The following is a 25,832-nucleotide window of genomic DNA, read 5'->3' on the forward strand; positions in this document are numbered from 1 at the left end:
CTATTCTTCTTGTTAATCCATAAAGGATTGTATTACAGGGGCAAAAGTATAGCGCGGAAACCAGGCAATCAACTGCGAAAATTCGCAGGTTATGCGATTCTTTATTATTTTTACGATCAAAAAGATGCATCCTGATAAGTTGGCGTTTGGTAGTTACTCGAAAGGATTTATAACTGATGTTCCGGCTGATCTGACCAGCCCGGAGGCATTGCATTTTAAAAATACGATCCGCCGGTTTGCGGATGAAGCCATCTATATTTATTCGTTTAAAGAAAATAAGATGCTGTATGCTGATGGCTGGGAGGAACTGCTCGGCTATGCGGATAATGAAATCAGCATGCTCACCATTGTAAATATCACGGCACCCGAATATGCCCCTTTTTCCAATGAACTGAACGATAAAGCCCTGATGTTCCTGCACAATAAATTTATTGGCGATGAACCATACAGCTTTACCATCGAACTAAAAAAGATCCATAAAAACGGTACGCCGGTACCCCTCATCAGCAAAGTGGGCGTATTTACCACAGAACAGGGGAAGGTGACCAGCATCATTGGCCACTCCCAGAAAAATGAGAGCATTAAATTCGGAAACGTGATGCGCTATGCCGCATACGGACCGGAAAAATCCGAGTTTGAAGAGGAGCTGAACAAGCAGCTGTTCCGGTATTACGCCATCTCTGAAAAAGAGAAAGACGCCCTTTCGTTGGTGGCTGAGGGTTATTCCTTCAAGGAAATTGCCGCCCGGTTTGGCGTATCGCAGTCGGCTATCGAAAAGAGGATTTTACCGATGTATAAACGTTTCAACGTAAAAAGCCTGACCCATCTCATCAGCTTTGCATTTGCAAATCATATTCTGCCTTAGCCGCCTTGTTTTTCCGGACATACCGCTCCAGGTTGAGTGAAAGCATCTTTTCCCGTTCCACCCCTATGCTGTGCAGCATGTTTTGCCAGGTGGCAGATAGTTTACGGTCCTGATCGTCATTGCCCAATACCCAGATAACATTGGTATCCTTCAGTGCGGTCCTGTTAATGTCGTTGGTAGAGGAGCCATCCACAAAGCTGAGGAAGCGGTCGGATGTGATCAGGTCTTCCTTCACCGGGTTGCCGGGGTTTATATCATCTATCACCAGTATGGAAGCTTTGCGCCAGGTCCACAGCACATCGGCGGTGGAGTCATCGTCCTGTTCATAAAACATGCAGTAAAGCTTCATGGCAGACGTATACACCGCGGAATAGTGGCGGATGGATAACTCGGTAGCTATGGCCACGCTCAAACTTGTTTTGCCGCTGTTCTTGGGTCCAAACAGGAACAGGTGCATGCCCTGTGTATTGCTGTCCAGGAAACGCCTGATCAGATCAATATCTTCCGGGGCAATCTGCTCTGTACTCCACTGGCTCAGCCGGAACTGAAACGGATAGCCGGGTGTTTGCAGGTACATTTTGGTGAGGTACCAGTAATAGGTAGGATACACAAGTAAAGCGGCAGTTACTATAACTACCACTCTGGCCACCGTGGTATCTCTGCATAGCAGGGAACAAAAAAATGCGCCCAGCCAGAAAAACAACAGGTCGGTGATGGTATCAAAAGCCACATTTCCCCAGGCGGGCTGAAATATATAAGACTTTACACCGCCTTTTTTCCCAAAGGTCAGTGGCCACAGGAAGTTGATGGCCTCAAATACCAGCCATACGGCGCTGATGCTCCAGGCAGCGGTAAGTGCGGCACGCGTTTCCTCCATGCGGTTTTTCAGCACCAGGTATAAAATGAAAGCGGGAATAAACCCCAGAGAGAAGTGACCAAACTGATTTGCCAGCCACGTATAGGTAAGCGTAACCCCGCGGTAAGAGTCCTTACCTCCGAGGTCAGCCTTCAGCTGACGGAACATGTTTCCGCGGGTAATAGTTTTTTTCATGAGCAGTTCGGGATAGCAGCGGTTGGGTAATTGAGGGTAAATATAATAAGTTGACAGAAATAATATACCGGCTTCCCCAAAAAAGCATTGAAATAACAAGGAGCTCCGGGTTAATACCCTGCGGGAAATGAGTATTAAACCCGGAGCAATAAGTAAGATCTTTATAAAGCATTTAAGAAATCCAGGTACAGGGGAACGCTTTTCTCAATCCATTCGGCAGAAGAATTGTACTCAATCCCATAGTATGCAAACAGCGGTTTGTAATCGGCTTTTATATATTCAAAAGTCAGCTCAAATGGACGGGTTAATTCTTCCAGGGTATATTTGTATACTTCTGTTGGGCCATATTCATGTTCATCCACCCCCAATGAGATAGCCAGGGCAATTTTCTTTCCCGAAACCTTGTAACCGCTTTTACTTCCGTAGGCCCATCCGTGAGTCAAAACTTCATCCAGCCATTTCTTGAAAAGCGGCGGACAATTGAACCAGTAATATGGAAACTGAAATACAATTTTGTCATATTGCTCTACCAGTTTTTGTTCAGCTGCTACGTCAATTTTTTCATCAGGATAAACTTCGTACAACCGGTGAACTGTATATCTCTCGGGAAATTTATTTAATTCTTCCATCCATCTCCTGTTAACAACCGAATTTTCCATATCAGGATGGATGATGATTACTAATGTCTTCATTTTATCAAAGCTTAAAATTATTTGACGCAAAGATAAAATGCATAGCCTTAATTTTGTGGGGTAGCAACCCAATGTAACGTACTATAAAAAATGTAAGTAATGTCTAAGATAAAAGAAACATCCACAAACTTTGCCAACAAACAGGCATTAGCCGATGAATGTTCAGAAGCTTATGCCGCAAACATTATTGGCGGACAATGGGCATTGGTAATTTGTTCCTGGTTGATAGGCGGAAAACTCCGATTCGGTGAATTGAAGAAGAAGTTGCCCAACATAACGGAACGAATGCTGACTCTGCAACTGCGGAAACTGGAGGAGAACAAAATTGTGAAACGAACCGTTTACACGGAAGTGCCACCACGGGTAGAATATGAACTAACCCCTATCGGATACGAATTGAAACCCATCATCAAACACCTCGAAAAGTGGGGACAGAAACATAAAGATCTGATGTAAAAGAATTACAGGTATTGCTTTAAAGAGAAAGGGCAGCACACCTGTTGCTGCACGCATGGTTACAAAAAAATATCGCGGTGTCGGTTTTGTTCTATTTTCCGGCTTACCCCCATAGTAGTTTTGAGAAAAAATAGATCATGAAAACAGCAAATACTACAAAACAAACTGTACTCGTATTAGGTGGCACCGGTAAAACCGGCAGCAGGGTAGCCGCACAACTCAAAGAAAAAGGCTGGCCCGTACGTATCGGATCACGTTCTGCCGATCCTTCTTTTGACTGGGAAGATAAAACCACCTGGGAGCCCGCCTTACAGGGCATTGACGCCGTATATCTCAGCTATCATCCGGATCTTGCCATACTCGGCGCAGTGGATAAAGTGCGTGCTCTTACCCAAACAGCTATAAAAAGCGGCGTGAAGAAAATAGTGCTGCTTTCCGGCCGGGGAGAAAAGGAAGCCCAGGCATGCGAGCAGATTGTTATGAACAGCGGCATCAGCTGGACCGTCGTCAGGTGTGCCTGGTTTAACCAGAATTTCAGTGAAGGATACCTTATAGATCCACTGCGGGCCGGCCATGTAGCGCTCCCGGCCGGAAACGTGGCAGAGCCGTTTATTGATGTGGAAGACATCGCAGATGTAGCCGTTGCGGCGCTTACCACAGAAGACCATAACGGCCAGGTGTATGAACTCACCGGTCCGCGTATGATGACCTTTGAGGAGGCCGTCCGGGAAATTGCCACCGCTGCGGGCAGACCCATTCAATACCAGGCTATACCGGTGGAAGAATACAAAGCCATGCTCGTTGAATACAATATCCCGGATGACTTCATCTGGCTGGTCACCTATTTATTTACCGAAGTACTGGATGGCAGGAATGCCCATCTCAGCGATGGCGTGCAACGCGCGCTGGGCCGCGCCCCACGCGACTTCTCCGAATACGCCCGGAAAACTGCTGCAGAAGGCGTTTGGAATGTATAGGGTCGGGCATATAATTTGTGGCAGTTAATTCACAACGTCGTTTCATGGCGGAGAAAATTTCCCGTAATAGGTTATTAAAACGAATGAAGGCCCCATAAGTTTGCCGTATAAAAAAAGCGTCTTACAATGTTATGTTGTAAGACGCCTTCGTATTTTAAATACTTTTTTTACCAAAGAGTTTCCTTTTGATGCTGCGCGCCGGAACCGGCGGTTGGATAGCATCCACGGCATCAATGGAGCGGCCGGCTTCGATAAGACCGGCCCCATCACGGATAACCCCTTAAAGTACCCGGACCACGATTCTCCGATAATAGCGCCGGCAGGCTGAAATACGGAAGATACCCCCATGTTTCATATTATACCCGTAGTTAAGATAGCGACAAACCATAGATAAGCCGTATTTCTATAGGTACAAGTTATCTACGGCTTATATACGGCTCATATACGGCTTATCTACGGGTTATCCCTAAATGGCGCCAGCCGGGATATGCCTTGGGCCTGCCGGAAAGCAGCCTTATACTTGTATATCGGCTATATTTTCTTGTATTAATATGTTAGTCCCGGAAGATGAATACCCTCGTCTTACTTTTTTTTATAACTTTAGGGCGTGAAAAAAGCCGTCGCTATATTTTTAATGGCTCTCTACCTGCTGGGTACTACCGAAGCAGGGCAGGTGTTAAAACTGCCGCTGCTGGTGGAGCATTATATAAAGCACAAGGGTGAAAGCCCCGGCATTACCATCGCCTCTTTTTTCAGGATGCATTACGTGGACCCTCAGCCATATGATGCAGACTACAGGCAGGATATGGAGTTACCGTTCAAAACCTGTTTATATTTTTTCACGCTTACGCCACCGAGCATTTTACCTATCTTACCACAATTATCGTTTAAAGTGCCTACCCAGGTACCGGTAAAACGGAAAATAATAAATGACGAGATACCTCCTTGTCTCCTTTCTCACAGCATTTTCCAGCCTCCCCGGGCATAACGATATCATACAATTCAGGTTTTTGTTTTTTCTGAAACCGGTATAATGCCGCCTATGGCCGCATGCGGGAAAGTTTTTTGGGTGTGTTATCCCATTTAACTGACCGGCGCGTGCCTTGCAGGTGCAGCGTATGCTGTATTTGCGGGCCATTATGCTGTTGTATTCATGTAGCCCAATAGATAATCATGTTAAATAAGATCATTCATTTTTCTGTCAGGAATAAACTGATCATCCTGTTGTTTGTACTGGCATTGATCGGCTGGGGTAGTTATTCGGTAACACGCCTGCCTATTGATGCGGTGCCTGATATTACCAATAACCAGGTGCTGGTGATCACGTCGGCGCCGAGTCTTGGTGCGCCGGATGTGGAGCGTTTTATCACCGTTCCTATAGAACAGGCCACGCGGAATGTGCCCGGCATTATTGAGCAACGCAGCTTTTCCCGTTTCGGGCTTAGCCTGGTGACCATTGTATTCAATGATAATACGGATGTTTACTGGGCGCGGCAGCAGATCAGCGAGCGACTGGCACAGGTGCGTCCGCAGATCCCTCCGGGCATGGGAGATCCGCAGCTGGGGCCCGTAACTACCGGCCTGGGGGAAATATTCCAGTATGTGGTGAAGCCCAAACCCGGCTATGAAGGCAAATATGACCTGATGGCCCTGCGGGATATCCAGGACTGGATTGTACGGCGTCAGCTTCTGAGTGTGGAAGGCGTAGCCGATGTAAGCAGCTTTGGCGGCATGGTAAAGCAATATGAAGTAGCCATTGACCCTGATAAACTTAAAAGTTTCGGTCTAACGGTAGCGGATGTATTTAAAAGTCTGCGGGATAACAACCAGAACACCGGCGGCGCCTACATTGAAAAAGGCCCGAACGTGGTTTTTATCCGGAGCGAGGGCCTCGCCAAAAATATCGGGGACATCAACAATATTGTGGTGAAGCAGGTAAACGGCGGCGTGCCGCTGCTGGTAAGGGACGTGGCTAAAGTGCAGCAGGGCCATGCCGTGCGGTATGGCGCTACCGTGTATAACGACGAAGGAGAAGTAGCCGGCGCTATAGTGATGATGCTGAAAGGAGAAAACAGCGCTGCGGTAATAAGAGGCATCAAAGACAGGGTAAAAGAAATTGAAAAAACACTGCCGGAAGGCGTGATCATTGAACCCTTCCTGGATCGTACCAAAATGGTGGATAATGCTATTTCCACTGTAGAAAGGAACCTGCTGGAAGGAGCGCTCATCGTGGTTTTTGTGCTGGTGATATTCATGGGCAACATCCGGGCCGGGCTGATTGTAGCCTCCGTAATCCCGCTGGCAATGCTGTTTGCCATCATCATGATGAACCTCTTTGGGGTGAGCGGCAACCTGATGAGCCTCGGCGCGCTCGATTTTGGTTTGCTGGTGGATGGCGCTGTAATCATTATCGAAGCGGTGATGCATAAGCTCACCAAAGGCGCCTCCCTGCGCGGAACCACCCTGATGACGCAGGAGCAGATGGACAATGAAGTAGAAACTTCTGCCAAAACCATGATGAACAGCGCGGCTTTCGGGCAAATCATCATCCTGATCGTTTATCTCCCTATACTTTCCCTCCAGGGCATCGAAGGAAAGATGTTCCGGCCAATGGCGCAAACAGTGTCTTTTGCTATCATCGGTGCATTTATTTTATCACTTACCTATGTGCCGATGATGGGCGCACTGGTGTTAAATAAAAAGTTAAGTCATAAAGAGAGCTTCGCGGATAAAATGATGCGTGCCGTGCAGCGGTTTTATGATCCTTTGCTGAAGAAAGTATTGCGTACGCCCCGGCTGGTAGTAGGACTGGCATTTGTATTATTTGCTGCTGCCATCCCGGTGCTGATGTCGCTGGGCGGAGAGTTTATCCCGCAGCTGGAGGAAGGGGATTTTGCGGTAGATACAAGGCTGCTCACGGGTTCTTCTTTAACCAATACCATCAACACCACGCAGAAGAGCGCGCGGGTACTGCTGGATAAATTCCCCGAGGTGCAGAAAGTGGTGACCAAAATAGGTTCCGGTGAAATACCGACCGATCCTATGCCGATGGAAGCCGCTGATATGATGGTAATATTAAAACCAAAAAAGGAATGGACCAGCGCCACTTCCTTCCCGGAGCTGGCAGGAAAAATGAGTGCAGCACTGGAAGAAGTACCCGGTATTGCCACCGGCTTCCAGTTCCCGGTGCAGATGCGGTTTAATGAACTGATGACCGGCGCGCGGCAGGATGTGGTATGCAAGATCTTTGGCGACGACCTGGACACGCTTTCAGCTTATGCCGATAAACTGGGCAAAGTAATACAATCTATTAACGGGGCTACGGATCTTTATACAGAAACGGTGACGGGTATTCCACAGCTGGTGGTGACCTACAACCGGGAAGCGATTGCGCGCTTTGGGGCATCGGTAAATGACATCAATAATACATTGCAGGCGGCGTATGCCGGCGCCGTAGCCGGCCTGGTGTTTGAAGCGGACAAACGCTACGACCTGGTAATCCGCATGGACGACCGGCAGCGCCGGGATATCAACGAAATAGGCAACCTGCTGGTGGGCCTGCCCGGCGGACAACAAGTGCCGCTGCATATGCTGGCCGCTATTGAGCTCCAGGATGGCCCTTACCAGATCCAGCGCGAAGACGCCCGCCGGAGGATCACCGTGGGCTTTAACGTGCGGGGAAGGGATGTGCAGAGCATTGTGCAGGAGTTGCAACGTAAGGTGGGCAACCATGTAAAATTCCCTGCGGGTTACTACGTTACTTACGGCGGACAATATGAGAACCTGCAACATGCTACCCGGCGTCTTGCTATAGCACTGCCCGTGGCGCTGCTGCTGATCTTCCTCCTGTTGTTTTTTGCATTCCGTAACCTGAAATATTGTGTGCTTATTTTTTCGGCCATTCCTTTATCTGCTATTGGAGGAGTGCTGGCGATCTGGTTGAGGGGAATGCCTTTCAGCATTTCCGCCGGCGTTGGTTTTATAGCGCTTTTTGGCGTAGCGGTATTAAACGGGATTGTGTTGATAGGAGAAATGAACCAGTTGAAAAAAGAAGGTATGACAGATATCATGCAAATCATTTTACAGGCCACGCACGACCGGTTAAGACCCGTGCTGATGACGGCCACCGTGGCATCGCTGGGCTTCCTGCCGATGGCGCTGAGCCAGGGCGCAGGTGCGGAAGTACAACGGCCGTTGGCCACCGTGGTAATAGGCGGACTCATTACTGCTACCATGCTCACCTTACTGGTGTTGCCCTGCCTGTATTACCTGGCGGAAAAAGGATGGCGGCCGCCCAATGCGAAGGCCGTTGCCGTTCCGCTGGTAGTACTATTACTGGCTTGTCCTGGTTTGCTGCAAGCACAGGAGGCTAAGCCGCTGTCACTGCAGAATGCGCTTCATATCGCGGTAGAACAAAACCGGCAGATAGCTTTGGGACGTTTGCAGGAATCTTATTACGAGGCATTGCGGCATTCCTCCGTAGATCCGGCCAGAACCACTGTTACCGGGGAACTGGGAAATATTAACAGCACTTCTTTTGATAATAAGTTTACTATTGCCCAGGGGTTTTCTCTTCCTGCTTTATACAAAAAACAAAAGAATGTTTTTGAACAGGAATGGCTGGGAGCACAATGGCAAACCACTTTACAGAAAGCTGAAATTATCCGGCTGGTGAAACAGGCGTACCTGCAACTGCAATACATCAACAGCCGGCGGTTATTGCTGGAGAAAATGGACAGCACCTACTCCCGGTATACCAAAGTAGCCGCCCTGCGTTTTGAGAAAGGAGAAACCAACCTGTTGGAAAAAACATCTCTGGAGAACCAGGCCAGCCAGATAAAAATGATGCTGCGGATGACTTACGCCGATGAGAAAGTTGCCGGTGTACAATTAGCCACTTTGCTGAATGAACGCGGCGCTATAACGGCCACGGATACACTGAACGCAAATGTGGTGTTGTATGATACCACTTTGCTGGCGCAGCACCCGGTGCTACAGCTTTACCAGCAGCAGCAGCGGATTGCGGCAGGGAATACACAACTGGAAAAAGCAAAGCTGCTGCCGGACTGGAACCTGGGGTATTCTAACCAGTCGATCATAGGCTGGCAGATGGATAGAAGCCAGGTGGATCATTATTACGGCAGCGGCACCCGTTTTTCCACGGTGCAGATAGGTGTGGGTATTCCCATCTTTGCCAGAACGCAGCGGGCAAAAATAAAGGCGGCTACACGTATGGAAGATATCGCGGCATTGTCGTCGGAAGTGGCCGCCACCAGGCTGTGGGCGCAATTGCAGCAGAACCACAGTGAGTACCTGAAATACCAGCAGGCGGTGGATTACTATACCGGCAGCGCGTTGCGACAGGCAGAGATTATGATCAGAACGGCTAATCTTACCTATAAGAACGGAGAGATCAGCTATATAGAATGGGGAACGTTGATTAACAGCGCCGTTACCCTGCAAAGCGAGTACCTGGACGCCGTAAAGGAACTGAACCTGCGGAAAATTGAGCTCGAATATTTATTGTCATCCAATCAAAATTAGCGGCATGAAAAAGTTATTGATATATAGTGTGCTGATGGTTACGGCAGTTGCCTGTAAGCAAAAGAGCGAAACAGCAGCTTCCACATCATCCGCACCGGCAGCATCAGAACAGAACGTGGTGATGCTCGACAGTTTACAGAAGAAGAACGCAGGCATTGTAACCGCTACCGCGCAGGAAGGCACTACACACGCTACTATACGGGCCACCGGCTCCGTAGATGTGCCTCCGCAAAGCCTCATTTCGGTGAGCTTTCCGTTGGGCGGATATTTAAAAAGTACCACCCTGCTGCCAGGGTCCCCGATTTCCAAAGGACAGGTAATTGCTGTGATGGAAGACCCGGCCTATGTGCAGTTACAGCAGGATTACCTCACAGCAAAGGCGAGAATGCAATACCTGGCCACAGATATGCAACGCCAGAGGGAACTGAGCGAGGCCGATGCTACCAGTAAGAAAAGCTACCAGCTTGCCCTCAGCGAATACAATACGCAGGAGGTGATGATACAATCGCTCGCCGCCAAGCTGCGGATCATTCACATTAACCCGGATAAACTAAGCCCCGGCACCATATCCGGCGTAGTGCCCATTTATGCGCCTATCAATGGTTATGTGAGCAAAGTGAATGTGAACATCGGCAAATATGTAAATCCCGCGGATGTATTGTTTGAACTGGTAAACCCTGACGATATCCATGCCGCTATTACGGTGTTTGAAAAGAATATCAACTCCTTTAAAAAGGGCATGCATGGAAAAGTAAGCCTGGTGGATAAACCGGACGAGTGGTACGATGTGGAAACCATTTTGGTGACCCGCAACGTGGATGAAAACAGGAGCGGCGTGTTGCATTGCCATTTTGAAAAGCAGATGCTGCACCTGTTGCCGGGTATGTTCCTGAACGCCGTATTTGAACTGGATAATAAACCAGCCGCAATTGTACCAGAAGACGCGCTGGTGCGTTATAATGGTAAGGAGTACGTGTTTACGACAGCAGATGAAAACAGTTTCCACCTGGTACGGGTAACCGCCGGCGACCGGGAAAATGGCAAAGTAGCATTGCTGCCGGACAGTACCGACTGGCTGAAAACAAAGATTGTTGTTCAGGGCGCATATGCCCTGTTAGGCAAATTGAAAAACAGGATGGAAGAGTAGGGGTACCGGTGCGGTTATACGTCTTTGTACAAAATTGATATGTTATGTATTCCAATAAGACTGACCTGTTAGGGGAGATAGAAGGATATATCAGTTCATTACTGAACAGGGGACTGGCGGCGCCGGTTTCGTTTCACACCATAGCCCATACCCGCACTGTGGTAGCGGCAGTAGTTGAAATAGGCGCCGCCAGCGGGCTTACACCCGTCCAGCTGGAACTGGTGCAGATAGCCGCCTGGTTTCATGATGCAGGTTATTGCTATACTTACATAGGCCATGAAGAGGAAAGCAAAAAGATAGCGCGGCAATACCTGACAGAACACGGGATGCCCGACGCAGCCATACAGCAGGTACTGGCCTGCATTGAAGCCACCAAAATGCCGCAGCATCCTTTAACGCTTATGGAAGAAGTGCTTTGTGATGCGGACCTTTACCACCTGTCGCAGGATAATTACCAGGAAGAAGAAGCGCTGCTCCGGGAGGAATGGGCGGGCTGCCTGTTCCGGTGTTTTACGGATGAGGAATGGAACCGCATGAATGATGCCTTCCTCATCCGGCACCAATACTTTACCGACTACGGACGAAGGGTATTACAGGAAAGAAAGGAGATGTGGTTGAAAAAAAGAGACAACAGGCAGGCAGACATCTGAAAAAAATGGTAGCTTCCCACTATAGAAATCAGTAATGGAAACAAACCAAGTCGCTTTACGCCAGCATTTCAATGAAACGATTGAAAAATGGATGGCTCACCTCAACGACTACACGTTGGAGATGCTTTGCCGGAAACCCCGCGAGGATGCCTGGTCGCTGGGACAGGTATACCTGCACATTATAGCAGATACCGGCTATTTTGTGGAGCAAATGCGAGCTGCCTTGCTGGACAATGCCAACCATGATAAAGCCATGCACAAACATGCCAAAGTGATGTTTGCCAATAATGCCTTCCCGGATATGTTGTTAGGAAACCCCTCCAATGATCCTTATTCAAGACAACCCCAAAGTAAAGAGGAGTTATTGCAGGGCCTGTTGCGTTTAAAGCAGGAGGTGAATGCTATCGATTTTTCAACGGCAGGTGGAAAAACCGAACATCCGGGTTTGCTCTTTTTTAATTCGCTGGAATGGCTTCAGTTTGCGGAGATGCACATGAGACATCACCTAAGGCAGAAAGAGCGGATTGATGAACAACTCTTCAGATAAAAAATGAAGCAGAAAATAGTCATTACACTTATAGCGGTTCTGGTGGCGGTTCATGTAAATGGGCAGCCGGAAAGGGTGGCATCTATAGACAGCATCCTGACTGAAATGGCCCGGCAGGACCAGTTTTCAGGGGCAGTGCTCATCGCAGACCGGTCGGGTGTATTGCTTTCCAAAGGTTATGGCTATTCCGACCGGGAACATAGAATAAAAAATACGCCCGATACGAAGTTTAGCTTATCATCAGGGTCGAAGATCTTTACAGGAATGGCTATTGCCTGTCTTGCGCAGGAAGGTAAATTAAAAGTAACGGATACCCTCGGGCAATACCTGAAGGGATTTGCCGGTGGAGATAAGATCACTATCCACCAGATGCTTACTCATTCGGCGGGGTTGGATGATTTCTTTAAAGCAAAGAACTTCAGCTATGAAGGCGTGAAGAACTGCACGGATATGTTACCTTTTATGAGAGGGTTACCATTGGTATACACTCCAGGTGATAGTTGTCTCTATTCAACCGGTGATTGTATTGTACTTGGGGCGATCATAGAAAAGATTACGGGTATGTCTTTCCAGGATTATATCAGGAAGCGATTCGTTGAGCCGTTGGGGTTAGTGAATACCAATTTTACTGCTTATGGGGAATTGGATGAAGGCCAACGGGGTTATGCTATTGGTTATCGTAAAACAGATACGGCCGGATATAAACGTATCCCTTATAATTACGACAATGGTGCTATCCCGCTGTCGGCGGGCGGGGCCTGGAGCAGCGTAACAGATCTGTATCGTTTTGATAAAGCCGTATTTTCAGGTGAAATACTGAATAAAGAATACCTGGCGCAAATGACGGCCAGGTATACTTCTCAATGGGAGCATACTCACTTTGGTTATATCTGGATAACCACTGATAAGCAGGGCTATTACAGTATCGGGCATGCCGGAGATAGTTCAGGATGGCATGCCATGAACGACTATTACCCCAAACAGCAATACACGATCATCATTTTAACAAATTTAGGATCAGTAGACTTATATGATCTTTCAAAGAGATTTGAAGAGGTGCTTTTCCCGGTTGGCTTTATCAACTAAGGGAGGATCTCCACTTCCTCCGGGATCACAAAGAACAGCACGCATCCGGTGTTGCTGGTAACAGAGTGCCGGAAGCCCGGTGGTGTATAGAGGTAGTCGCCCGCCAGCAAGGTGGTATGTTCCAGTACGGCATCGCCACTCAGCACAAAGATTTCTTCACCTCCCGGATGGTTATGATACGGATAATGGGCGCCGGGCTCAAACTTGAGCAGGATGGTTGTAGAGCGTCCGGCGGCTTCGTCGTACCGGAGCGACTTCACGAATATTCCTTTATAGTGAATATTTTTCTCTACGAGTGGTTGCCATTCAACCTGGTTACTTTTAGTGATGTAGTGATTGATATCAGTGTTCATGATTTTATTTTTTATTTGGTTAAGTATTGATCAATGCTCCATTTGCCTGCGGGCATGGTAGCTAAAAGGAAAGCGGCTGCGCTGAAAGTAAAAACGGAGTAGTCCAGGGGTTCTTTCAGCCCGAAGGAGTAGGTCATGCTAACCGCAAACAGGCAGGTAAGCATCATGGCGCCGGTGGCCGCCAGCGACGTTTTGAACCCCAGCAGCAGTAAAATGCCCAGCAATGTTTCAAGAATAGTGCTGGTTACCGCCAGTGCAGGGATCATTTTTTTGGGTGCGAATGAATTTACCTGGGCGGTATACTGCAGGAACTTTTCCCATCCCGATGACTGTTGCCCCCATAAACCCAATCTGCTTGCTACTGCAGATAAGAAGCCTGTTGCCAGTGCAAGCCGGAGTAGCAGGGAAGCGATGTGTTGATAAGTTTTCATGTACCAGTTGTTTAACTGATACAAAGGTGGGATTTATAGGTAGCCCTGGGAATAGAGAATCCTGCAAAAAGCATGTAATATTTACCCGGCGAACTGTTCTTTATAAAGTTTGGGGGAGATCTGTGTTTGTTTTTTGAAGAAGTTGGAAAAATAGAAAGGGTCGTTGAAGCCGAGTTTATAGGCGACTTCTTTTACAGACAGATCGCCATAGGTAAGCATTCGTTTTGCTTCAGATGTAACAAGGCCGTAAATCACGTTCTGGGCTGTTTTCCCGGCATGGAGCTTTGCCAGTTCATTGAGTTTAGCCTCCGTAGTGCCGAGCAGCTTTGCAAATTGTGCGAGGGTATAGTTATGCTCAAAATTATCCCTTACGGCTTCCAGGAACCTCAGGAATAGCGCTTCCGGTTTCCAGATCTCATCGCCACGTTGCACCTTTGCCCGGTTGATGGACACCAGTATCAGGGCCACGCGGCTATGCACGGAAATAAGGTATTGGTAAGGCAGCTCCTGTAATTCTTCCCGGATGAGGGCCAGTTGTGTTTCCATGATATCTTTATCCACAGGGATTACCTCATTCATGGCGAAGTGGCAGAAAAGTCCGTTGTGAAAAATGAGTTCAATATCCTTATCATCTTTACAGAAAAAATCCAGTGTAAATTCCAGCACAAATCCTTTGGCTTTCGGGGCCGGCTGGATACTGTGTACCTGGCCGGAGGTAATAGTGATAACGTCGCCCGGTTTCAGGTTAAATACAGTATGATCTGCCTGTACATTTAGTTTTCCTGCTGTACAGTAAACCAATACATACTTCATGATGCGCCGCGGTTTGTCGGAAAACGGGCTATGGTCCAGATCTTTTATTTCAATCATCCTGTAGATGGTGGTTGTGTTACCGAAGGTAGTATTTTACCACTACAGTAAAAAAGTGCAGGTCTGTTAATAAATAGCTTTTAACCAGACTATTTTAGCACTACTAAAGAATTATTATTAATTTTCAGTATAAAAAATTACGATGCGCCATCTATTCAAACTATGCCTGTTACTTTCTGTTTATCTGCCAGCGATGGCTCAGAAACCCGCTAATGAACTACATTTTACCAGCAGCCAGCAACAGCTGATCACCGTGTACAAGGGAACTATTTTCGTGAATGGTAATAAAGCCTTTGTGCTGCATGAAGACATTATTAACTACAAAAGTAAACGCAACCGCCTGGTGGAGAACGGTAAATCCGTTTTTCTTTTCCTGGAAGTAAACGGGAGCCCAAACAAGAACCGGTTGTATGTGTTCAATATTGACCATTCCCTGGCAGATTCCCTGTTGAGTGCAGTGAGTTCAGATGTGAAAGACTGGGATCGTGACGGTAACCTTGAATTTGGAGGCAGTGATGTTACAAAACCCTATCCCGCTGCCGATTCGATGTATTACATCCCGTCGAAGTTCTATGAAATAAAACGTGGTAAGATCACTTATGATGCAGAACTGACGGAAACCACCGATAAAAAAGCCAACGGTATTTTCCTGGCCCCGCCATTGAACAGCAGCAGTACAGTAATACCTAAACCCAAGAAGCGTTACTAGCGGATAGTTAAATTTCCTGGTCGTTGTTCTTTTCTCTTTGCTCCGCCTTCCAGATAAGGAGGTCGATTCCTGACAACCCGGAAGGGTGGGAGGAAGCGTCCTCCTTATCTGTTTTTTCTTTCTTTACAACCGGTGTAACCGGTGTGAGCGTTTTAAAATCATTTGCAAAATCGGTGGTTGCCGGCCGGTTGTTTTCCCAGAACTTCGACAGGAAGTTTAAGGCTTGCTGGGGCGTATCTATCTTCTCTTCTTCCTTCAGTAATTCCAGCAGCTTTAAATCGAATCTTACCGGTACCGGCTTGTTTTTTTCTTTTGCCATAGCTATAAAGGTACTACCTTACCCGCACACCAGGAAAAGATATCCGCTTTGTGACGGCAGCAGCTGAACAACCCTTTTATCAGTACATCTTCTTTCTGAAATTATATATTGTCATACCCGACAACAGCGAAGTGAAAACCACCAGCGAAAGAATACTTTGCCAGATGGCGCCGCTCCCATCTTCATAATAGTGCTTTAGTTTGAACTGGCTCCAGTCGATACTTTTAGCCGGCTGGTCCTGGAAAATGGCCGGATAAAAATACAGGCGAAGCTGTTCGTGATAATTTCTGAGCGCCTGCTGAAAATCCAGGTGCTGCTGAAGATCAGACCCGGCAATTCCATTCAGCGTGAGCTGGGTTTGAATACCAGGAAGGATAAACGCCACGGCATTTGTAAAATCGTTTCTCTGCGCCAGTTTGTGTTGCATGGACTTCGCGCCGGGTGCGGCCTGGTCGTCGCCGTTTTGCTGCATGGCGAAGTACCAATACCAGCTGAACGCCAGTTCCTCAGGGAATGGATATTTCTTAAACTGTGGATAATGCCGGTAAAATGAATTGAGTGCAACACGCTTGTCCATATCCCATTTTTCATGATATCCTTCCCGCTGCATCACCACGGTTTCCAGCGCTTCCGGAACAGGATATTTCCGGGTAAGCCAAACATTCACCAAAGCAGGTGCAAGGATGTTCAGCACCACCCAACATGAAATAAGTGTAACCGCATTCACGCTGGAAGATCTCCCCCGCGAAATAACCCAGAAGGAGAGCGCGAACCAGAACAACAGGTACAGGCTCAATACCACGATTACGGTCAGCAAACGAAGGTCTGCTGCAAGCCGGAGGTAAACACCCGCTGTAGCCATCAATACCATTGCTGTCAGGTAAATGGCGGCCATTCTTATGGCAAACTTCCGCCATAGTATTTTCAATGGAGTGGCCGATTGCGAACGAAGCAGCCCCCATATACCGGATTCCTGTTCTCCCGAAAGTAAATTATAGGTAAATGCAATGATGATAAGGGGAAATATGAAGATAAATACAAAAGCCAGGTCCATATTGCCCAGAAGCAGGGTGGTGGGGTTGTTAAGGTCGGTATCATAGAGTTGCCCTTCCAGGCCCAGCGTGGTAACCCCGATGAGATAAGGATTGATGTCGCGCTGACCATTGGAAAAAGCCGCCCAGTTGCGCGGCTCATTGGCCATCGAAAATTTGGTATGATATAACACCAGTCCCAGTTCTTTACCAAAGTATTTAATATTCCTGGCGGTATTTTCGGTCTGTAGTTTTTCCGCTTTGCGGATCACCTCTTTCTGTCTCTCTATAAAATTCTTTCCAAAATACAACCCGGCAAACCCGCTGATCAGCAGGATGAGTATCCCTGTCAGCAGTGTTTTATTCCTGAAGAAGATCTTGCATTCCAATAAATATATACGTTGATCCATATTCGCTGTTATAAAGTTTTAACCCATTTTGATGATAGCAGCAGGCATCCCAGCAAGGCTATTAACCAGCAGAGCAGGGAAACGATGGTGCTGATGTGATGTGATATCACCTGGTTAACCGGTTTAAACACATACTTAAAATCGGCCTGCTCCGCCCAGTGGGCACGGCTGATGGTTAAAGGCTTATCCTTTTCTCCGGGGGGCGTGTTGCTGATCTTTTCTTTCTGCAATTTGTTCATCCGCTGGGCGAGCCCGTAGCGGTAGACTTCTGCCTGATCCTGGAAGTCGGCAAAGGTGTTAAAGTCGGAGGCCGTGAGCGCCATGGAGAGATTCTTAATAGCGAGGAACGGGTTCAGGTAGCCCGCTGCCACCTGGAAACTGTTTTGCTGCTCAAATGTTTTTGTAAGCGCTTTCTGATGACGGGTATAAATATCCGCCGAAATCCTTTCCCCTTCAGCCATTACATAGCCACCGTAGTTAAAGGGAAGGTCTTTGACATCATTTACCCCATATTGTTTTAATACATCTGCCCGGAACTTTGCGTAATGCGGATCATCCGGATTATGGCTATCCCCCTGCTGGTGAAGGTCTGATTCAACGGCAGCCGCAAATTCAATTTTCGATGGAGAAGGATACACTTTAACGCCAATAGCCTGCGTAATCCTGGGCATCACAATGGTAAAGAACACCCAGCAGGCCAGCAACGTAGTAAGAGCGGCCCTCGATGTTTTGTGAACGGCGGATACCACCACTGCAATACCGGCACAAATGATAAAGTAAACAGCATAAGCCAGTACCAGTAATAAAAGACGGATGGCTGCATCGGCCGTTACCTGCCAGTGACTGAGCATAGCCCACATGAAAATGGTGAGCAAAATGACCGGGATAAAAAGTGTAAAGCTAACGGCAATGATCCCTGCAATTTTTCCTGTTAACAGCGCCCGCCAGCTAACGCCCTGGCAAAGCAGTATTTTTAACGTACCATTCTCGCGTTCTGCGGAAATGCTGTTATACCCAAGAAAAAAGATCAGCAACGGAACAAGCAGCTGCAACACCATTGCCACGCTCATTTCCCCGAAACGAAGCATACCATTGGAAAAGCCGGCTTCGCTGAAGTTAACGGTATTTTGTTTGTGCGCTTCCAGGAAAATGGATACGCCCGCGAAGCTTTCAATACCAAAATCAAAAAAGCTCAGTTCATGTTTATCACGGAAAGCGAGGTAGCCATAATGGGCCATCCGGTGCGGGTGCTTATCAGGCTTGGCCAGCCATTGCTGGCGGACGATTTGTTTGTATTTCAATCGCTGACCATTCTGGATATTAAAGTTCTGCCACCCGATATATGTTGCCAGGCACAATGCGAGTCCGAGTATCAGGGTGAGAGCCAGCGTGGCTTTATTCCTGAAGGATGCTTTCCAGGTGCTGCCTGCAATTAGAAAGATTGTTTTCATGCGGTCAGAATTTATAGGTAGCGTTGAACATCACATTTCTGGGAGAACCGGGGAAGAGGCGGAGATAATTCTGCGCACCTATCCAATAGGTTTTATTCAGGATGTTGCCGATATTCAATGCCAGTTGTATTCTTGTTTTTGCCGGGCTATAAAATAAAGCGGCATCCAGTAAAGTGTATGCGGGTAGCGTAAAATCGCGGATGTACCACGGTAATTTGTTGCCGCTGTATTGGATGCCGGCGCCAAAGCCAATTCCTTTTAACAGGCTATTGTCGTCCAGATCATAGCGGGTCCACAGGCTGCCGCTGTGTTTGGGCGTGTTCTGTACGCGCTCACCTTTTAGTTTTGGATTTAAGTCTTCGAGGATGATGGCATCCACAAAACTATACCCCGCATTAAATTGCCAGTTGGGTCTGATAAACCCCGAGGCTTCGAGTTCTACTCCGCGGCTGCGTTGCGCGCCCCTTTCCACCAGCCGGTTCACATCTTCAGGGTCGTTGGCATTCATCAGCAAATTTTTCTGATTGATTTCAAAAAGGGAGATGTTCACCATCAGCAGGTCATTCAGCCAGGTTGATTTTGCGCCGATCTCTTTAAGATCACTTTCCAGCGGTTTATAATTGGTGCCTGCCGGCGGCGGTACCACCACCAGTGTAGAGGTATTGCCCTGCGGCTGATAGCCGCGGAGGTAAGTGCTGTACAGGTTTATATCAGGTGTGATGGCATAGGTAACACCTATCCTGGGCAGCAATTTCTGCCGGGAAATTTTCTTTTCGTTAGGAAGTTTATAGTTGCTGAAATCTTCATACCATTCCTGCCGCAGGCCAAGTGTGAGAGTGAGCTTCTGATAGTTCACCTGGTCCTGGATGTATACGCCGTTAACGAGATAGTAAGCGGGAGGAATTTCTGTTCTGCCGAAAATATAATCGCCCAGGTTACGGATGGTATAACTGGGATTGGCCAGGTTAAAGAAGTCCACATTAGGCACCGGTGCATTTACGCCGTTAATTGTTTTAAAAAGATAGAGCTCTTTCTTTGCCGGGTCGTAGCGTGTGGCGATGGTGCCATCTTTCAGCCGGTAGCCCTGGGCAGAGTTTTCGCCGCCGCCCCGGTACTTCTGTGTGTTCATGCGGTCGTATCCCGCTACGATCTTATGATTTACAGCGCCGGTGTTGGTGTTGATGCTGAAATAGGCGCTGAGGTTATCTGTATTCCATTTCTGTTGCCGTTGTACGGCGCGCATGCCGGCTAAGGTGGGGATAGGAGCATTGTTTTCATCTACGCCAAACGCATTGGTGGTGCGGTGTTCGAAGAGGTCTTCATTCCAGGTTTGCTTCATGTAGGCAACATTGAAAACCACCTTTGACGTAAAGGCGTGGGAGCCGTTAATCATCAGCATCAGGTCCTGTGTATTGAAATAGTCGTTGCTGCCACCCATATTAAAATTGACAGGCGTGCTGTTCAGGTTGGTTTGCCCGGCGATGGCCCCGAATATGGCTTGTCCGCGGTCCAGCCTGGAGTTGCTGTTATTCATCACCAGCTCTACGTTCATGCTGGTGCTTTGATTGGGCACATAGGAAAACGAAGGTGAAATCAGATATGCTTTTTTGTATTGCAGGTCGCGGAAACTTTTGCTGTTTTCGTATCCTACATTCAGGCGGTACAGCAGTGTTTTTTCCTTGTTCAACGGACCGGTGAAATCGAGTGCGGCTCTTATAGTGCTGAAGCTGCCGGTGGAGATGCTTACCTGTTTCCTGTTTTCCGTGAGTGGTTTTTTTGTTACCATATTGATACTGCCGCCGGGATCAACACTGGAAAAAGTAGCGCTGGCGGGTCCTTTGATCACTTCAATGCGTTCCAGGTTATTGGTCAGCGGCTGGTTAAAAAAGTACTGGCGCGTGCGCATGCCATTGATGATAGCGCCTTCTTCATTCTGACTGATACCGCGTATCGCAAACTGGTTATAATAGCTGCTCTGGGAAACGCCTGTTACATTTTTCACGGCATCTGCCAGCGTAAATGCCTGCCGGTCGGCGATCAGCTCTTTTGATACCGAAGAAATAGCCTGCGGAATATCTTTGTTGGGAGATGCGATCTTTGTGGCCGAGAAGGAATAGTCGCCATAATACTTTTGTGCGTTGGTACCGGTGATTTCCACCGTTTGTAATTCCACTTTTTTTCCGGAAGAATCAATAACCTTTGTTTGCGCCGCTGCCGCCGGTGACAAATACACAAAGCCTGTTACCAGGAATAAGTTCCTGGCCACCGGGTAAGAAGAAAGAAATTTCATGAAGTATGTAACTAAATGGTTTGTAAGTATAGTTCCTGGAGATCGCGGGCATTGATATCGCCGGCGTTTAAGGTATGCACAAGCTGACCTTTGCGCATGATGCCAATCCGTGCGCCCACATTAACGGCGTTGAAGATATCGTGCGTAGCCATTAACACGGATTTGCCCTGCCTGCCCAGTTCCCGGACCAATCCCGTGAATTCATCGGTGGCTTTGGGATCCAGTCCGCTGGTAGGTTCATCCATGAGGATCACATCCGCATTTTTTGCCAGCGCTATGGCGATGCCTACTTTTTGCCGCATGCCTTTGCTGAAGCCGGAGAGGTGCTTGTCGTGCGCCTCCTGCTGTAAGCCGCAATCAGAAAGAAAAGCAGTGAGCCTGGCTTTATCATACTTAAAACCGGCCAGCCGGCTGAAGTAGTCCAGGTTTTCGGTGGCGGTTAAGCTGCCATACAGCATGACCACTTCGGGGATATACGCCAGGTGTTTGCGAGTTTCGGCGTCGCCGGGCCGCACTTCTTTCTGGTGGATCATTACTTTCCCCGATGTAGGCGCAGTAAAGCCCAGGAACAGGTTGATGGTAGTGGTTTTGCCCGCGCCGTTCTGGCCCAGCAAACAGAAAATTTCACCTGGCTTAACTTCCAGGTTGAGATTGTCCAGCGCAACGTGCGACTGGTAATGTTTTGATAACGATATTGCCTGAAGCATAAAAAATAGAATATAAGCAGCAATACACCTCCCGTATAGCAGGTGTGAAAAATCAGGAACCGGATGTTACATCCAATAGCAGTAAATGATTTAGCAGAAAGCGGGAGGCCCTTTATTTGTACAGGAAAGCAGGTAGCCGGAATAAGCCTGTACGCGGAAAAGTGAAGCGTTTGTTTTTTTAACCGGGGAGATGAATACCAGGTGAGGCAATTGTGTTGGCAGGAAGTGATGCGACTGATGTTTTATCAGATCACACAGCTTACACTTTGCATGGATAGTATTGAATTGATGATCGCCGGTATCCGTATGTTTTTTTAGCAGCAGTTCAGTGCCGGGGTTGCAGTGATGATGGTGGAAAGCCTCTATCAGCGGGGCACTCAGGAATATAAGCAATAGAAATATTGCTCCGGTCCTGGAGAGTAGCTGAAGGCGGTATTTTTGTTTTTTATTCAAAATATGCAACGAAGTTACAATTTTCATTAAAACGGAGGAAGTTTTATTTTGGGGAGATGGAACAGGAGTAAATTAAAATGCCCGATGATTCAAAAAATCACCGGGCATTTTAATAAAATTCCCCGTTTAGTTCTTCAGATCAAAACTGATAAAAATATTACTCAACGTAGCCAGCAGCGAATTAGCACTTGTTGGCGGCGTGGTACCAGGTGTTCCTGTATTGCCTGATGCGTTGAAAGAAAAACTATTGATGGTGCTGAGGGCCGCCAGTTCCCCGGTAGCCGGGAAGTTTGTTAAGGAAGAAGCGCCTTGTATCAGCACATCATTTACCCAGAGATTATAGGTTTGTGCCGGCAGTGTATAGCTGGTGGCGCCTTTTGTATAATTCTCTCCTGCGCTGCTGTTGTTGCAGTATAATTCAATTTTATAGTTCCCGGTTTTATTGAATACCGTATTGTTGATGGTGGTGTATCCGAAGGTAGCATTGCGGTAGGAGAGGGTGGCAAAATTGCCGCCGTAAAAATCCAGGCGGATAGCTGCGAAAACGCCGGGTGTGTTAACGGAAGTGAGCTGGTTGGTGTTATTAAATGTACTGCTGCTGGTGGTGCTGTAGCCAAACGGAATGATCAGCTGACCGTTTGTTAAGGCAGCATTGAGGTTGAGATTAAAAGTGAGTGCTGCCAGTGGCTTTGCCTCGTCGATAGTATACCACGAAAGTTTTGCCGGGGTGTTGGTGGAGCTGGCGGCGATTTTCAGGCCGGGAGGATTAGTGCCGGGTTGCAGCTGAAAGTATCCGCCGCAGGTGGCCGGCAGAAATACTCGCCCGTAGCCATATGGCGGAGCAGGGAGAAAGCCGGGTGTTCCTTTTACGGAAACAGAGGCTTTGGCAGCGGTGGAGTCGGTGAAGGTGGCAGACGCCGGTGAGCTCAGGTCAAATTTCCAGGTGATGTAGGGATGCGCCCATCCGGTGCTGCTGTTTATTTTGTCGTGAATAGCATTGAGAAGGGAAAGCGATCCGCCTGCATCCTGGAGTACCTGCCAGAACATAATGCCGCCGGCTTCCTGCTGGGCATAGGCTGTTTTATTCTGAATGGTGGGGATGCCGTTGTAGTTAACTACGTTTCCATCTGTGCGCCGCACGGTGTCTTTGTTTTCGGCGCCGGGATATTGTGCGGTGATCTCACTGAATTTCATGGATTGTAAATTGCCGGATGCCGTGTATAGCCCGTAGAATGGCACGCCTACCACTATTTTATTTGCTGCCAGTCCTCGTTGTCCTTTCCAGTATTCTACATGTTGTTTCGCATAGCTGTATGGCGAATGTTCGTCGCCGGCTTTGTCGTAGGCCATTACGTTTATAAAGTCAAAGGCAGTGAGACAGGAATCTGTAACACGGTCGCGCGTCCACCAGGCAACGGCTGCGGTGAGCAGTTTTCCGTTGGGTTTGAGTTGAGCCGACAACCCGGTGATAAATGCTTCGTAGTTTTCATCGATGTTATCTCCTTCCAGGTCTACATCGATACCGTCCACATTGTATTGTGATACGAGGTTGACCACTTTGGTAATGAAGGCCGCCCTGTTGGCTGCAGTGAGCAGGTTGGCATACTGGCTCTGATTGGAGCCGCCACCGAGCGACAACAGCACTTTAACGTTGTTAAGATGCGCTTTTGACACAATGGTATCCAGCCCGGTGCCTTGTGATGCAGGGAAGTTACCGTTTACATCCGGGTTAAAGAAAGCAATGTTCAGGTGGGTGACTTTGGAGAAATCAAAGGCATTGATATGATCTGCGAGTGTGGAAGTATATTTAGGCAGATAGGCCACTATCTTAAACCCGGTTTCTTCCAGTTGCAGTGTGGACATATGCCCCGTTTTGTTTGTGTTAAGCATATACCGGATTTTTGTACAGCCGGAAATAAGTAACACCAGGATAGCGGATACGACTAGTTTTTGTTTCATTTTCTTTGGTTTAAATGAACAGTAAATGATAAGCGGAAATATTTTAAATAGCTGGTTTTGCCCGGTGCGGAAATTACCGGGAACCCATGATCTGGTTGATATTATACAGTCGGGTAGCCATCATCGTTATACCCTTAAAGAAGTGGTATAATAATGCAGCATGGAAGCCTGTCTTTTAAGACCTGCTTTCTCAATAATGGGAGATGTGTTTTTGGGCGAACGTTTTTTTACCTATTTTCGTGTACGTACACAAAAATAACTTTTATTTCTTCATTTCCAAGTTTTACAATAAAAATATCAGGTATTGATGTGGGAGGCGGGAATAGATGAAAACAGGATTAAATTAGTATTTTTGATGTATTACCGGCTGGTATAGCAGGTTTTGCCGGAACAGGCATACCTTCGCTGCTGTAAGCCGAATAATTGAATGCTCAATAAACCAGTTAATGAAAGATACAAAAGAAGCAGCATTGGTAGGAGTGAAGGAAATTGCCCGCAGGGCAAATGTTTCCATCGGCACTGTAGACAGGGTACTGAATAACCGTACCGGTGTGGCGGATAAAACGAGGGAAAAGGTACTGGAGATTATTAAGGACCTGGATTATCAGCCAAATATTATGGCAAGGCGATTGGCATCCAAAAGGCTTCTTCACCTGGCGGTGCTGATCCCGGCGGCTTCCGGCGAAACAGGATACTGGAATGCGCCACTGAATGGTATCAGGCAGGCGGCTGCCGGTATACGTGACTTTGGGGTAACCGTGGAAATTTACTTTTTTGATCAGAACGATAAAACTACGTTCACTGCCAGGGCCAACGAAATTTTAAAGAAGGAATACCAGGGTATTCTGCTGGCGCCTATGTTTGAAGAAGAGTCCCTGAATTTCACTAAGAAATGCCGGGCGAAGAAGATCCCTTTCGTATTTATTAACTCAGATATCGAAACAGCCGGGAGCCTCACGTATATTGGGCCGGACCTTTACCAGAGCGGTTACCTCGCGGCGCATCTCATCAGCTATCTTGTAAGGGAAGGGCAGCAGGTACTGATTGTTAATATATCAAGGGAAATGGACCTGCATCATCACCTGCTCAGGAAAGAAGAAGGGTTCCGGGCATATTATAAAACACATCCTGCAGACATCCAGATAAGAAAAACCGATATCCGGCAAACCGACTATAAATCTGTAAAAAGTAAATTACACAAAGCACTGGCGAAAACGCCGGTGGATATAATCTTTGTTACCAATTCAAGGGTAGCCACGGTAGGGCGTTACCTGGAAGAAGCCGGTCTTGGCCACATCAAACTGATAGGCTATGATTTCCTCGCAGAGAATATCGACTATCTCAGAAAGTCGGTGATTGATTTCCTCATTTGCCAGAAGCCGCAGGAGCAGGGACACAAAGGCATCATGGCTTTATACGACCACCTCGTTCACGGCGCTGTGATTGAACAGCAGCAGTACATGCCTATTGATATCATCACAAGGGAGAACTATCTCAACTACAGGAATTAACCCTGATTTTTATCTCTCCGGAAAAAAATATTTTACGATAGATAGCATTTTCTGATTTTTATTTCTATATTCGTGTACGTTAACGAAATGAGGGATATTGTAATTCCTTTACCTCTTTCGTTAACGTGCATGGAATTGTGCTTTGGGGCGATTCCTCTTTTTTACCTTTTTTTCGTGTACGTTAACGGTCGTAATTTCAGCCATCGTTTTTAACAGCCTGTATTATTTCATCGTTGTTGCCAGGGAGTATTTAGTCAACCAGAATGCGCTGCGCTTTATTCCGGATAAAGTGAAGCCGGGCGGGTATTTATTGATCACTGCTT

General features: G+C 47.5%; 23 protein-coding genes. 11 read left to right on the plus strand and 12 right to left on the minus strand.

The window, feature by feature from the left end:
• Nucleotides 1-91 precede the first annotated feature (91 nt).
• Nucleotides 92-865: a LuxR C-terminal-related transcriptional regulator gene (locus tag V7S65_RS02415; RefSeq protein WP_200817204.1), complete on the plus strand. Its 774-nt coding sequence runs from the start codon at nt 92-94 to the stop codon at nt 863-865.
• On the opposite strand, the gene V7S65_RS02420 is transcribed toward V7S65_RS02415, so the two are convergent.
• Together V7S65_RS02420 and V7S65_RS02425 are read right to left on the minus strand one after the other, a co-directional pair.
• Complete coding sequence (locus V7S65_RS02420; RefSeq protein ID WP_143313499.1) at nt 831-1,916, minus strand: ATP-binding protein; 1,086 nt, start codon at nt 1,914-1,916, stop codon at nt 831-833. The two genes, V7S65_RS02415 and V7S65_RS02420, sit on opposite strands and share 35 nt — an antisense overlap.
• A gap of 161 nt (nt 1,917-2,077) precedes the next feature.
• Nucleotides 2,078-2,608 (minus strand): NAD(P)H-dependent oxidoreductase, encoded by a 531-nt coding sequence (locus V7S65_RS02425; RefSeq protein ID WP_079468406.1) that lies wholly within the window; start codon nt 2,606-2,608, stop codon nt 2,078-2,080.
• 99 nt (nt 2,609-2,707) lie between these two features.
• Between V7S65_RS02425 and V7S65_RS02430 the strand changes: the two genes are divergently transcribed.
• The 8 genes from V7S65_RS02430 to V7S65_RS02465 all read left to right on the plus strand — a co-directional run bounded on the left by V7S65_RS02430 (nt 2,708) and on the right by V7S65_RS02465 (nt 13,015).
• Nucleotides 2,708-3,064, plus strand: coding sequence for a winged helix-turn-helix transcriptional regulator (locus V7S65_RS02430; protein WP_079468405.1), 357 nt, complete (start codon nt 2,708-2,710; stop codon nt 3,062-3,064).
• A gap of 137 nt (nt 3,065-3,201) precedes the next feature.
• Complete coding sequence (locus tag V7S65_RS02435; RefSeq protein ID WP_336386332.1) at nt 3,202-4,041, plus strand: NmrA family NAD(P)-binding protein; 840 nt, start codon at nt 3,202-3,204, stop codon at nt 4,039-4,041.
• A 607-nt stretch (nt 4,042-4,648) separates the two neighbouring features.
• A complete protein-coding gene (locus V7S65_RS02440; RefSeq protein WP_133256281.1) occupies nt 4,649-5,029 on the plus strand; it encodes a hypothetical protein in 381 nt (126 codons plus the stop codon).
• 185 nt (nt 5,030-5,214) lie between these two features.
• Nucleotides 5,215-9,585, plus strand: coding sequence for a CusA/CzcA family heavy metal efflux RND transporter (locus V7S65_RS02445; protein ID WP_336386331.1), 4,371 nt, complete (start codon nt 5,215-5,217; stop codon nt 9,583-9,585).
• Between the two features lie 4 nt (nt 9,586-9,589).
• Complete coding sequence (locus V7S65_RS02450; RefSeq protein WP_336386330.1) at nt 9,590-10,732, plus strand: efflux RND transporter periplasmic adaptor subunit; 1,143 nt, start codon at nt 9,590-9,592, stop codon at nt 10,730-10,732.
• 44 nt (nt 10,733-10,776) lie between these two features.
• Nucleotides 10,777-11,382, plus strand: a complete 606-nt coding sequence (locus V7S65_RS02455; protein ID WP_336386329.1) for an HD domain-containing protein — start codon at nt 10,777-10,779, stop codon at nt 11,380-11,382.
• A gap of 34 nt (nt 11,383-11,416) precedes the next feature.
• Nucleotides 11,417-11,929, plus strand: a complete 513-nt coding sequence (locus V7S65_RS02460; protein ID WP_336386328.1) for a DinB family protein — start codon at nt 11,417-11,419, stop codon at nt 11,927-11,929.
• A 3-nt stretch (nt 11,930-11,932) separates the two neighbouring features.
• Complete coding sequence (locus V7S65_RS02465) at nt 11,933-13,015, plus strand: serine hydrolase domain-containing protein (RefSeq protein ID WP_336386327.1); 1,083 nt, start codon at nt 11,933-11,935, stop codon at nt 13,013-13,015.
• Here V7S65_RS02465 and V7S65_RS02470 read toward each other — a convergent pair.
• The 3 genes from V7S65_RS02470 to V7S65_RS02480 all read right to left on the minus strand — a co-directional run bounded on the left by V7S65_RS02470 (nt 13,012) and on the right by V7S65_RS02480 (nt 14,612).
• Entirely contained in the window at nt 13,012-13,368 is a 357-nt protein-coding gene (locus V7S65_RS02470) for a cupin domain-containing protein (RefSeq protein WP_111580163.1), read from the minus strand. The genes V7S65_RS02465 and V7S65_RS02470 overlap by 4 nt on opposite strands.
• Before the next feature lie 11 nt (nt 13,369-13,379).
• Nucleotides 13,380-13,799 carry a TQO small subunit DoxD gene (locus V7S65_RS02475; protein ID WP_336386326.1) on the minus strand — a complete coding sequence of 140 codons (420 nt, stop codon included), beginning with the start codon at nt 13,797-13,799 and terminating at the stop codon, nt 13,380-13,382.
• 81 nt (nt 13,800-13,880) lie between these two features.
• Nucleotides 13,881-14,612: an AraC family transcriptional regulator gene (locus V7S65_RS02480; protein ID WP_336386325.1), complete on the minus strand. Its 732-nt coding sequence runs from the start codon at nt 14,610-14,612 to the stop codon at nt 13,881-13,883.
• A 199-nt stretch (nt 14,613-14,811) separates the two neighbouring features.
• Between V7S65_RS02480 and V7S65_RS02485 the strand changes: the two genes are divergently transcribed.
• Nucleotides 14,812-15,378, plus strand: a complete 567-nt coding sequence (locus V7S65_RS02485) for a hypothetical protein (protein ID WP_336386324.1) — start codon at nt 14,812-14,814, stop codon at nt 15,376-15,378.
• A gap of 7 nt (nt 15,379-15,385) precedes the next feature.
• Here the strand turns inward: V7S65_RS02485 and V7S65_RS02490 are convergent, their stop codons facing one another.
• From V7S65_RS02490 to V7S65_RS02520, 7 genes are all read right to left on the minus strand, one after another.
• Nucleotides 15,386-15,697, minus strand: a complete 312-nt coding sequence (locus tag V7S65_RS02490; protein WP_079468386.1) for a hypothetical protein — start codon at nt 15,695-15,697, stop codon at nt 15,386-15,388.
• 79 nt (nt 15,698-15,776) lie between these two features.
• Entirely contained in the window at nt 15,777-17,138 is a 1,362-nt protein-coding gene (locus V7S65_RS02495; protein ID WP_336386323.1) for a DUF3526 domain-containing protein, read from the minus strand.
• Nucleotides 17,139-17,146: 8 nt separating this feature from the next.
• Entirely contained in the window at nt 17,147-18,589 is a 1,443-nt protein-coding gene (locus tag V7S65_RS02500; RefSeq protein ID WP_336386322.1) for an ABC transporter permease, read from the minus strand.
• A 4-nt stretch (nt 18,590-18,593) separates the two neighbouring features.
• Nucleotides 18,594-20,879, minus strand: coding sequence for a TonB-dependent siderophore receptor (locus tag V7S65_RS02505; protein WP_336386321.1), 2,286 nt, complete (start codon nt 20,877-20,879; stop codon nt 18,594-18,596).
• 11 nt (nt 20,880-20,890) lie between these two features.
• Nucleotides 20,891-21,586 (minus strand): ABC transporter ATP-binding protein, encoded by a 696-nt coding sequence (locus tag V7S65_RS02510; RefSeq protein ID WP_111580169.1) that lies wholly within the window; start codon nt 21,584-21,586, stop codon nt 20,891-20,893.
• Nucleotides 21,587-21,676: 90 nt separating this feature from the next.
• A complete protein-coding gene (locus V7S65_RS02515) occupies nt 21,677-22,066 on the minus strand; it encodes a hypothetical protein (protein ID WP_336386320.1) in 390 nt (129 codons plus the stop codon).
• A gap of 99 nt (nt 22,067-22,165) precedes the next feature.
• Entirely contained in the window at nt 22,166-23,902 is a 1,737-nt protein-coding gene (locus V7S65_RS02520; protein ID WP_339545085.1) for a glycosyl hydrolase family 18 protein, read from the minus strand.
• 542 nt (nt 23,903-24,444) lie between these two features.
• On the opposite strand from V7S65_RS02520, the gene V7S65_RS02525 reads away from it, so the two are divergent.
• Nucleotides 24,445-25,509 carry a LacI family DNA-binding transcriptional regulator gene (locus V7S65_RS02525; RefSeq protein ID WP_111580172.1) on the plus strand — a complete coding sequence of 355 codons (1,065 nt, stop codon included), beginning with the start codon at nt 24,445-24,447 and terminating at the stop codon, nt 25,507-25,509.
• The last annotated feature ends 323 nt before the right edge of the window (nt 25,510-25,832 follow it).

Origin of the sequence: Chitinophaga sp. CCNWYY40 (assembly GCF_037483205.1) — a bacterium.
GTDB classification, from domain to species: domain Bacteria; phylum Bacteroidota; class Bacteroidia; order Chitinophagales; family Chitinophagaceae; genus Chitinophaga; species Chitinophaga ginsengisegetis.

Bases quoted from the DNA above. Each gene is read 5' to 3' on its own strand.
- V7S65_RS02515 (WP_336386320.1), bottom strand. From the start codon at position 22,066: ATGAAAATTGTAACTTCGTTGCATATTTTGAATAAAAAACAAAAATAC.
- V7S65_RS02485 (WP_336386324.1), top strand. From the start codon at position 14,812: ATGCGCCATCTATTCAAACTATGCCTGTTACTTTCTGTTTATCTGCCA.
- V7S65_RS02445 (WP_336386331.1), top strand. From the start codon at position 5,215: ATGTTAAATAAGATCATTCATTTTTCTGTCAGGAATAAACTGATCATC.
- V7S65_RS02490 (WP_079468386.1), bottom strand. From the start codon at position 15,697: ATGGCAAAAGAAAAAAACAAGCCGGTACCGGTAAGATTCGATTTAAAG.
- V7S65_RS02520 (WP_339545085.1), bottom strand. From the start codon at position 23,902: ATGTCCACACTGCAACTGGAAGAAACCGGGTTTAAGATAGTGGCCTAT.
- V7S65_RS02415 (WP_200817204.1), top strand. From the start codon at position 92: ATGCGATTCTTTATTATTTTTACGATCAAAAAGATGCATCCTGATAAG.
- V7S65_RS02525 (WP_111580172.1), top strand. From the start codon at position 24,445: ATGAAAGATACAAAAGAAGCAGCATTGGTAGGAGTGAAGGAAATTGCC.
- V7S65_RS02420 (WP_143313499.1), bottom strand. From the start codon at position 1,916: ATGAAAAAAACTATTACCCGCGGAAACATGTTCCGTCAGCTGAAGGCT.
- V7S65_RS02455 (WP_336386329.1), top strand. From the start codon at position 10,777: ATGTATTCCAATAAGACTGACCTGTTAGGGGAGATAGAAGGATATATC.
- V7S65_RS02430 (WP_079468405.1), top strand. From the start codon at position 2,708: ATGTCTAAGATAAAAGAAACATCCACAAACTTTGCCAACAAACAGGCA.
- V7S65_RS02470 (WP_111580163.1), bottom strand. From the start codon at position 13,368: ATGAACACTGATATCAATCACTACATCACTAAAAGTAACCAGGTTGAA.
- V7S65_RS02480 (WP_336386325.1), bottom strand. From the start codon at position 14,612: ATGAAGTATGTATTGGTTTACTGTACAGCAGGAAAACTAAATGTACAG.
- V7S65_RS02435 (WP_336386332.1), top strand. From the start codon at position 3,202: ATGAAAACAGCAAATACTACAAAACAAACTGTACTCGTATTAGGTGGC.
- V7S65_RS02425 (WP_079468406.1), bottom strand. From the start codon at position 2,608: ATGAAGACATTAGTAATCATCATCCATCCTGATATGGAAAATTCGGTT.
- V7S65_RS02460 (WP_336386328.1), top strand. From the start codon at position 11,417: ATGGAAACAAACCAAGTCGCTTTACGCCAGCATTTCAATGAAACGATT.
- V7S65_RS02505 (WP_336386321.1), bottom strand. From the start codon at position 20,879: ATGAAATTTCTTTCTTCTTACCCGGTGGCCAGGAACTTATTCCTGGTA.
- V7S65_RS02510 (WP_111580169.1), bottom strand. From the start codon at position 21,586: ATGCTTCAGGCAATATCGTTATCAAAACATTACCAGTCGCACGTTGCG.
- V7S65_RS02465 (WP_336386327.1), top strand. From the start codon at position 11,933: ATGAAGCAGAAAATAGTCATTACACTTATAGCGGTTCTGGTGGCGGTT.
- V7S65_RS02500 (WP_336386322.1), bottom strand. From the start codon at position 18,589: ATGAAAACAATCTTTCTAATTGCAGGCAGCACCTGGAAAGCATCCTTC.
- V7S65_RS02475 (WP_336386326.1), bottom strand. From the start codon at position 13,799: ATGAAAACTTATCAACACATCGCTTCCCTGCTACTCCGGCTTGCACTG.
- V7S65_RS02495 (WP_336386323.1), bottom strand. From the start codon at position 17,138: ATGGATCAACGTATATATTTATTGGAATGCAAGATCTTCTTCAGGAAT.
- V7S65_RS02450 (WP_336386330.1), top strand. From the start codon at position 9,590: ATGAAAAAGTTATTGATATATAGTGTGCTGATGGTTACGGCAGTTGCC.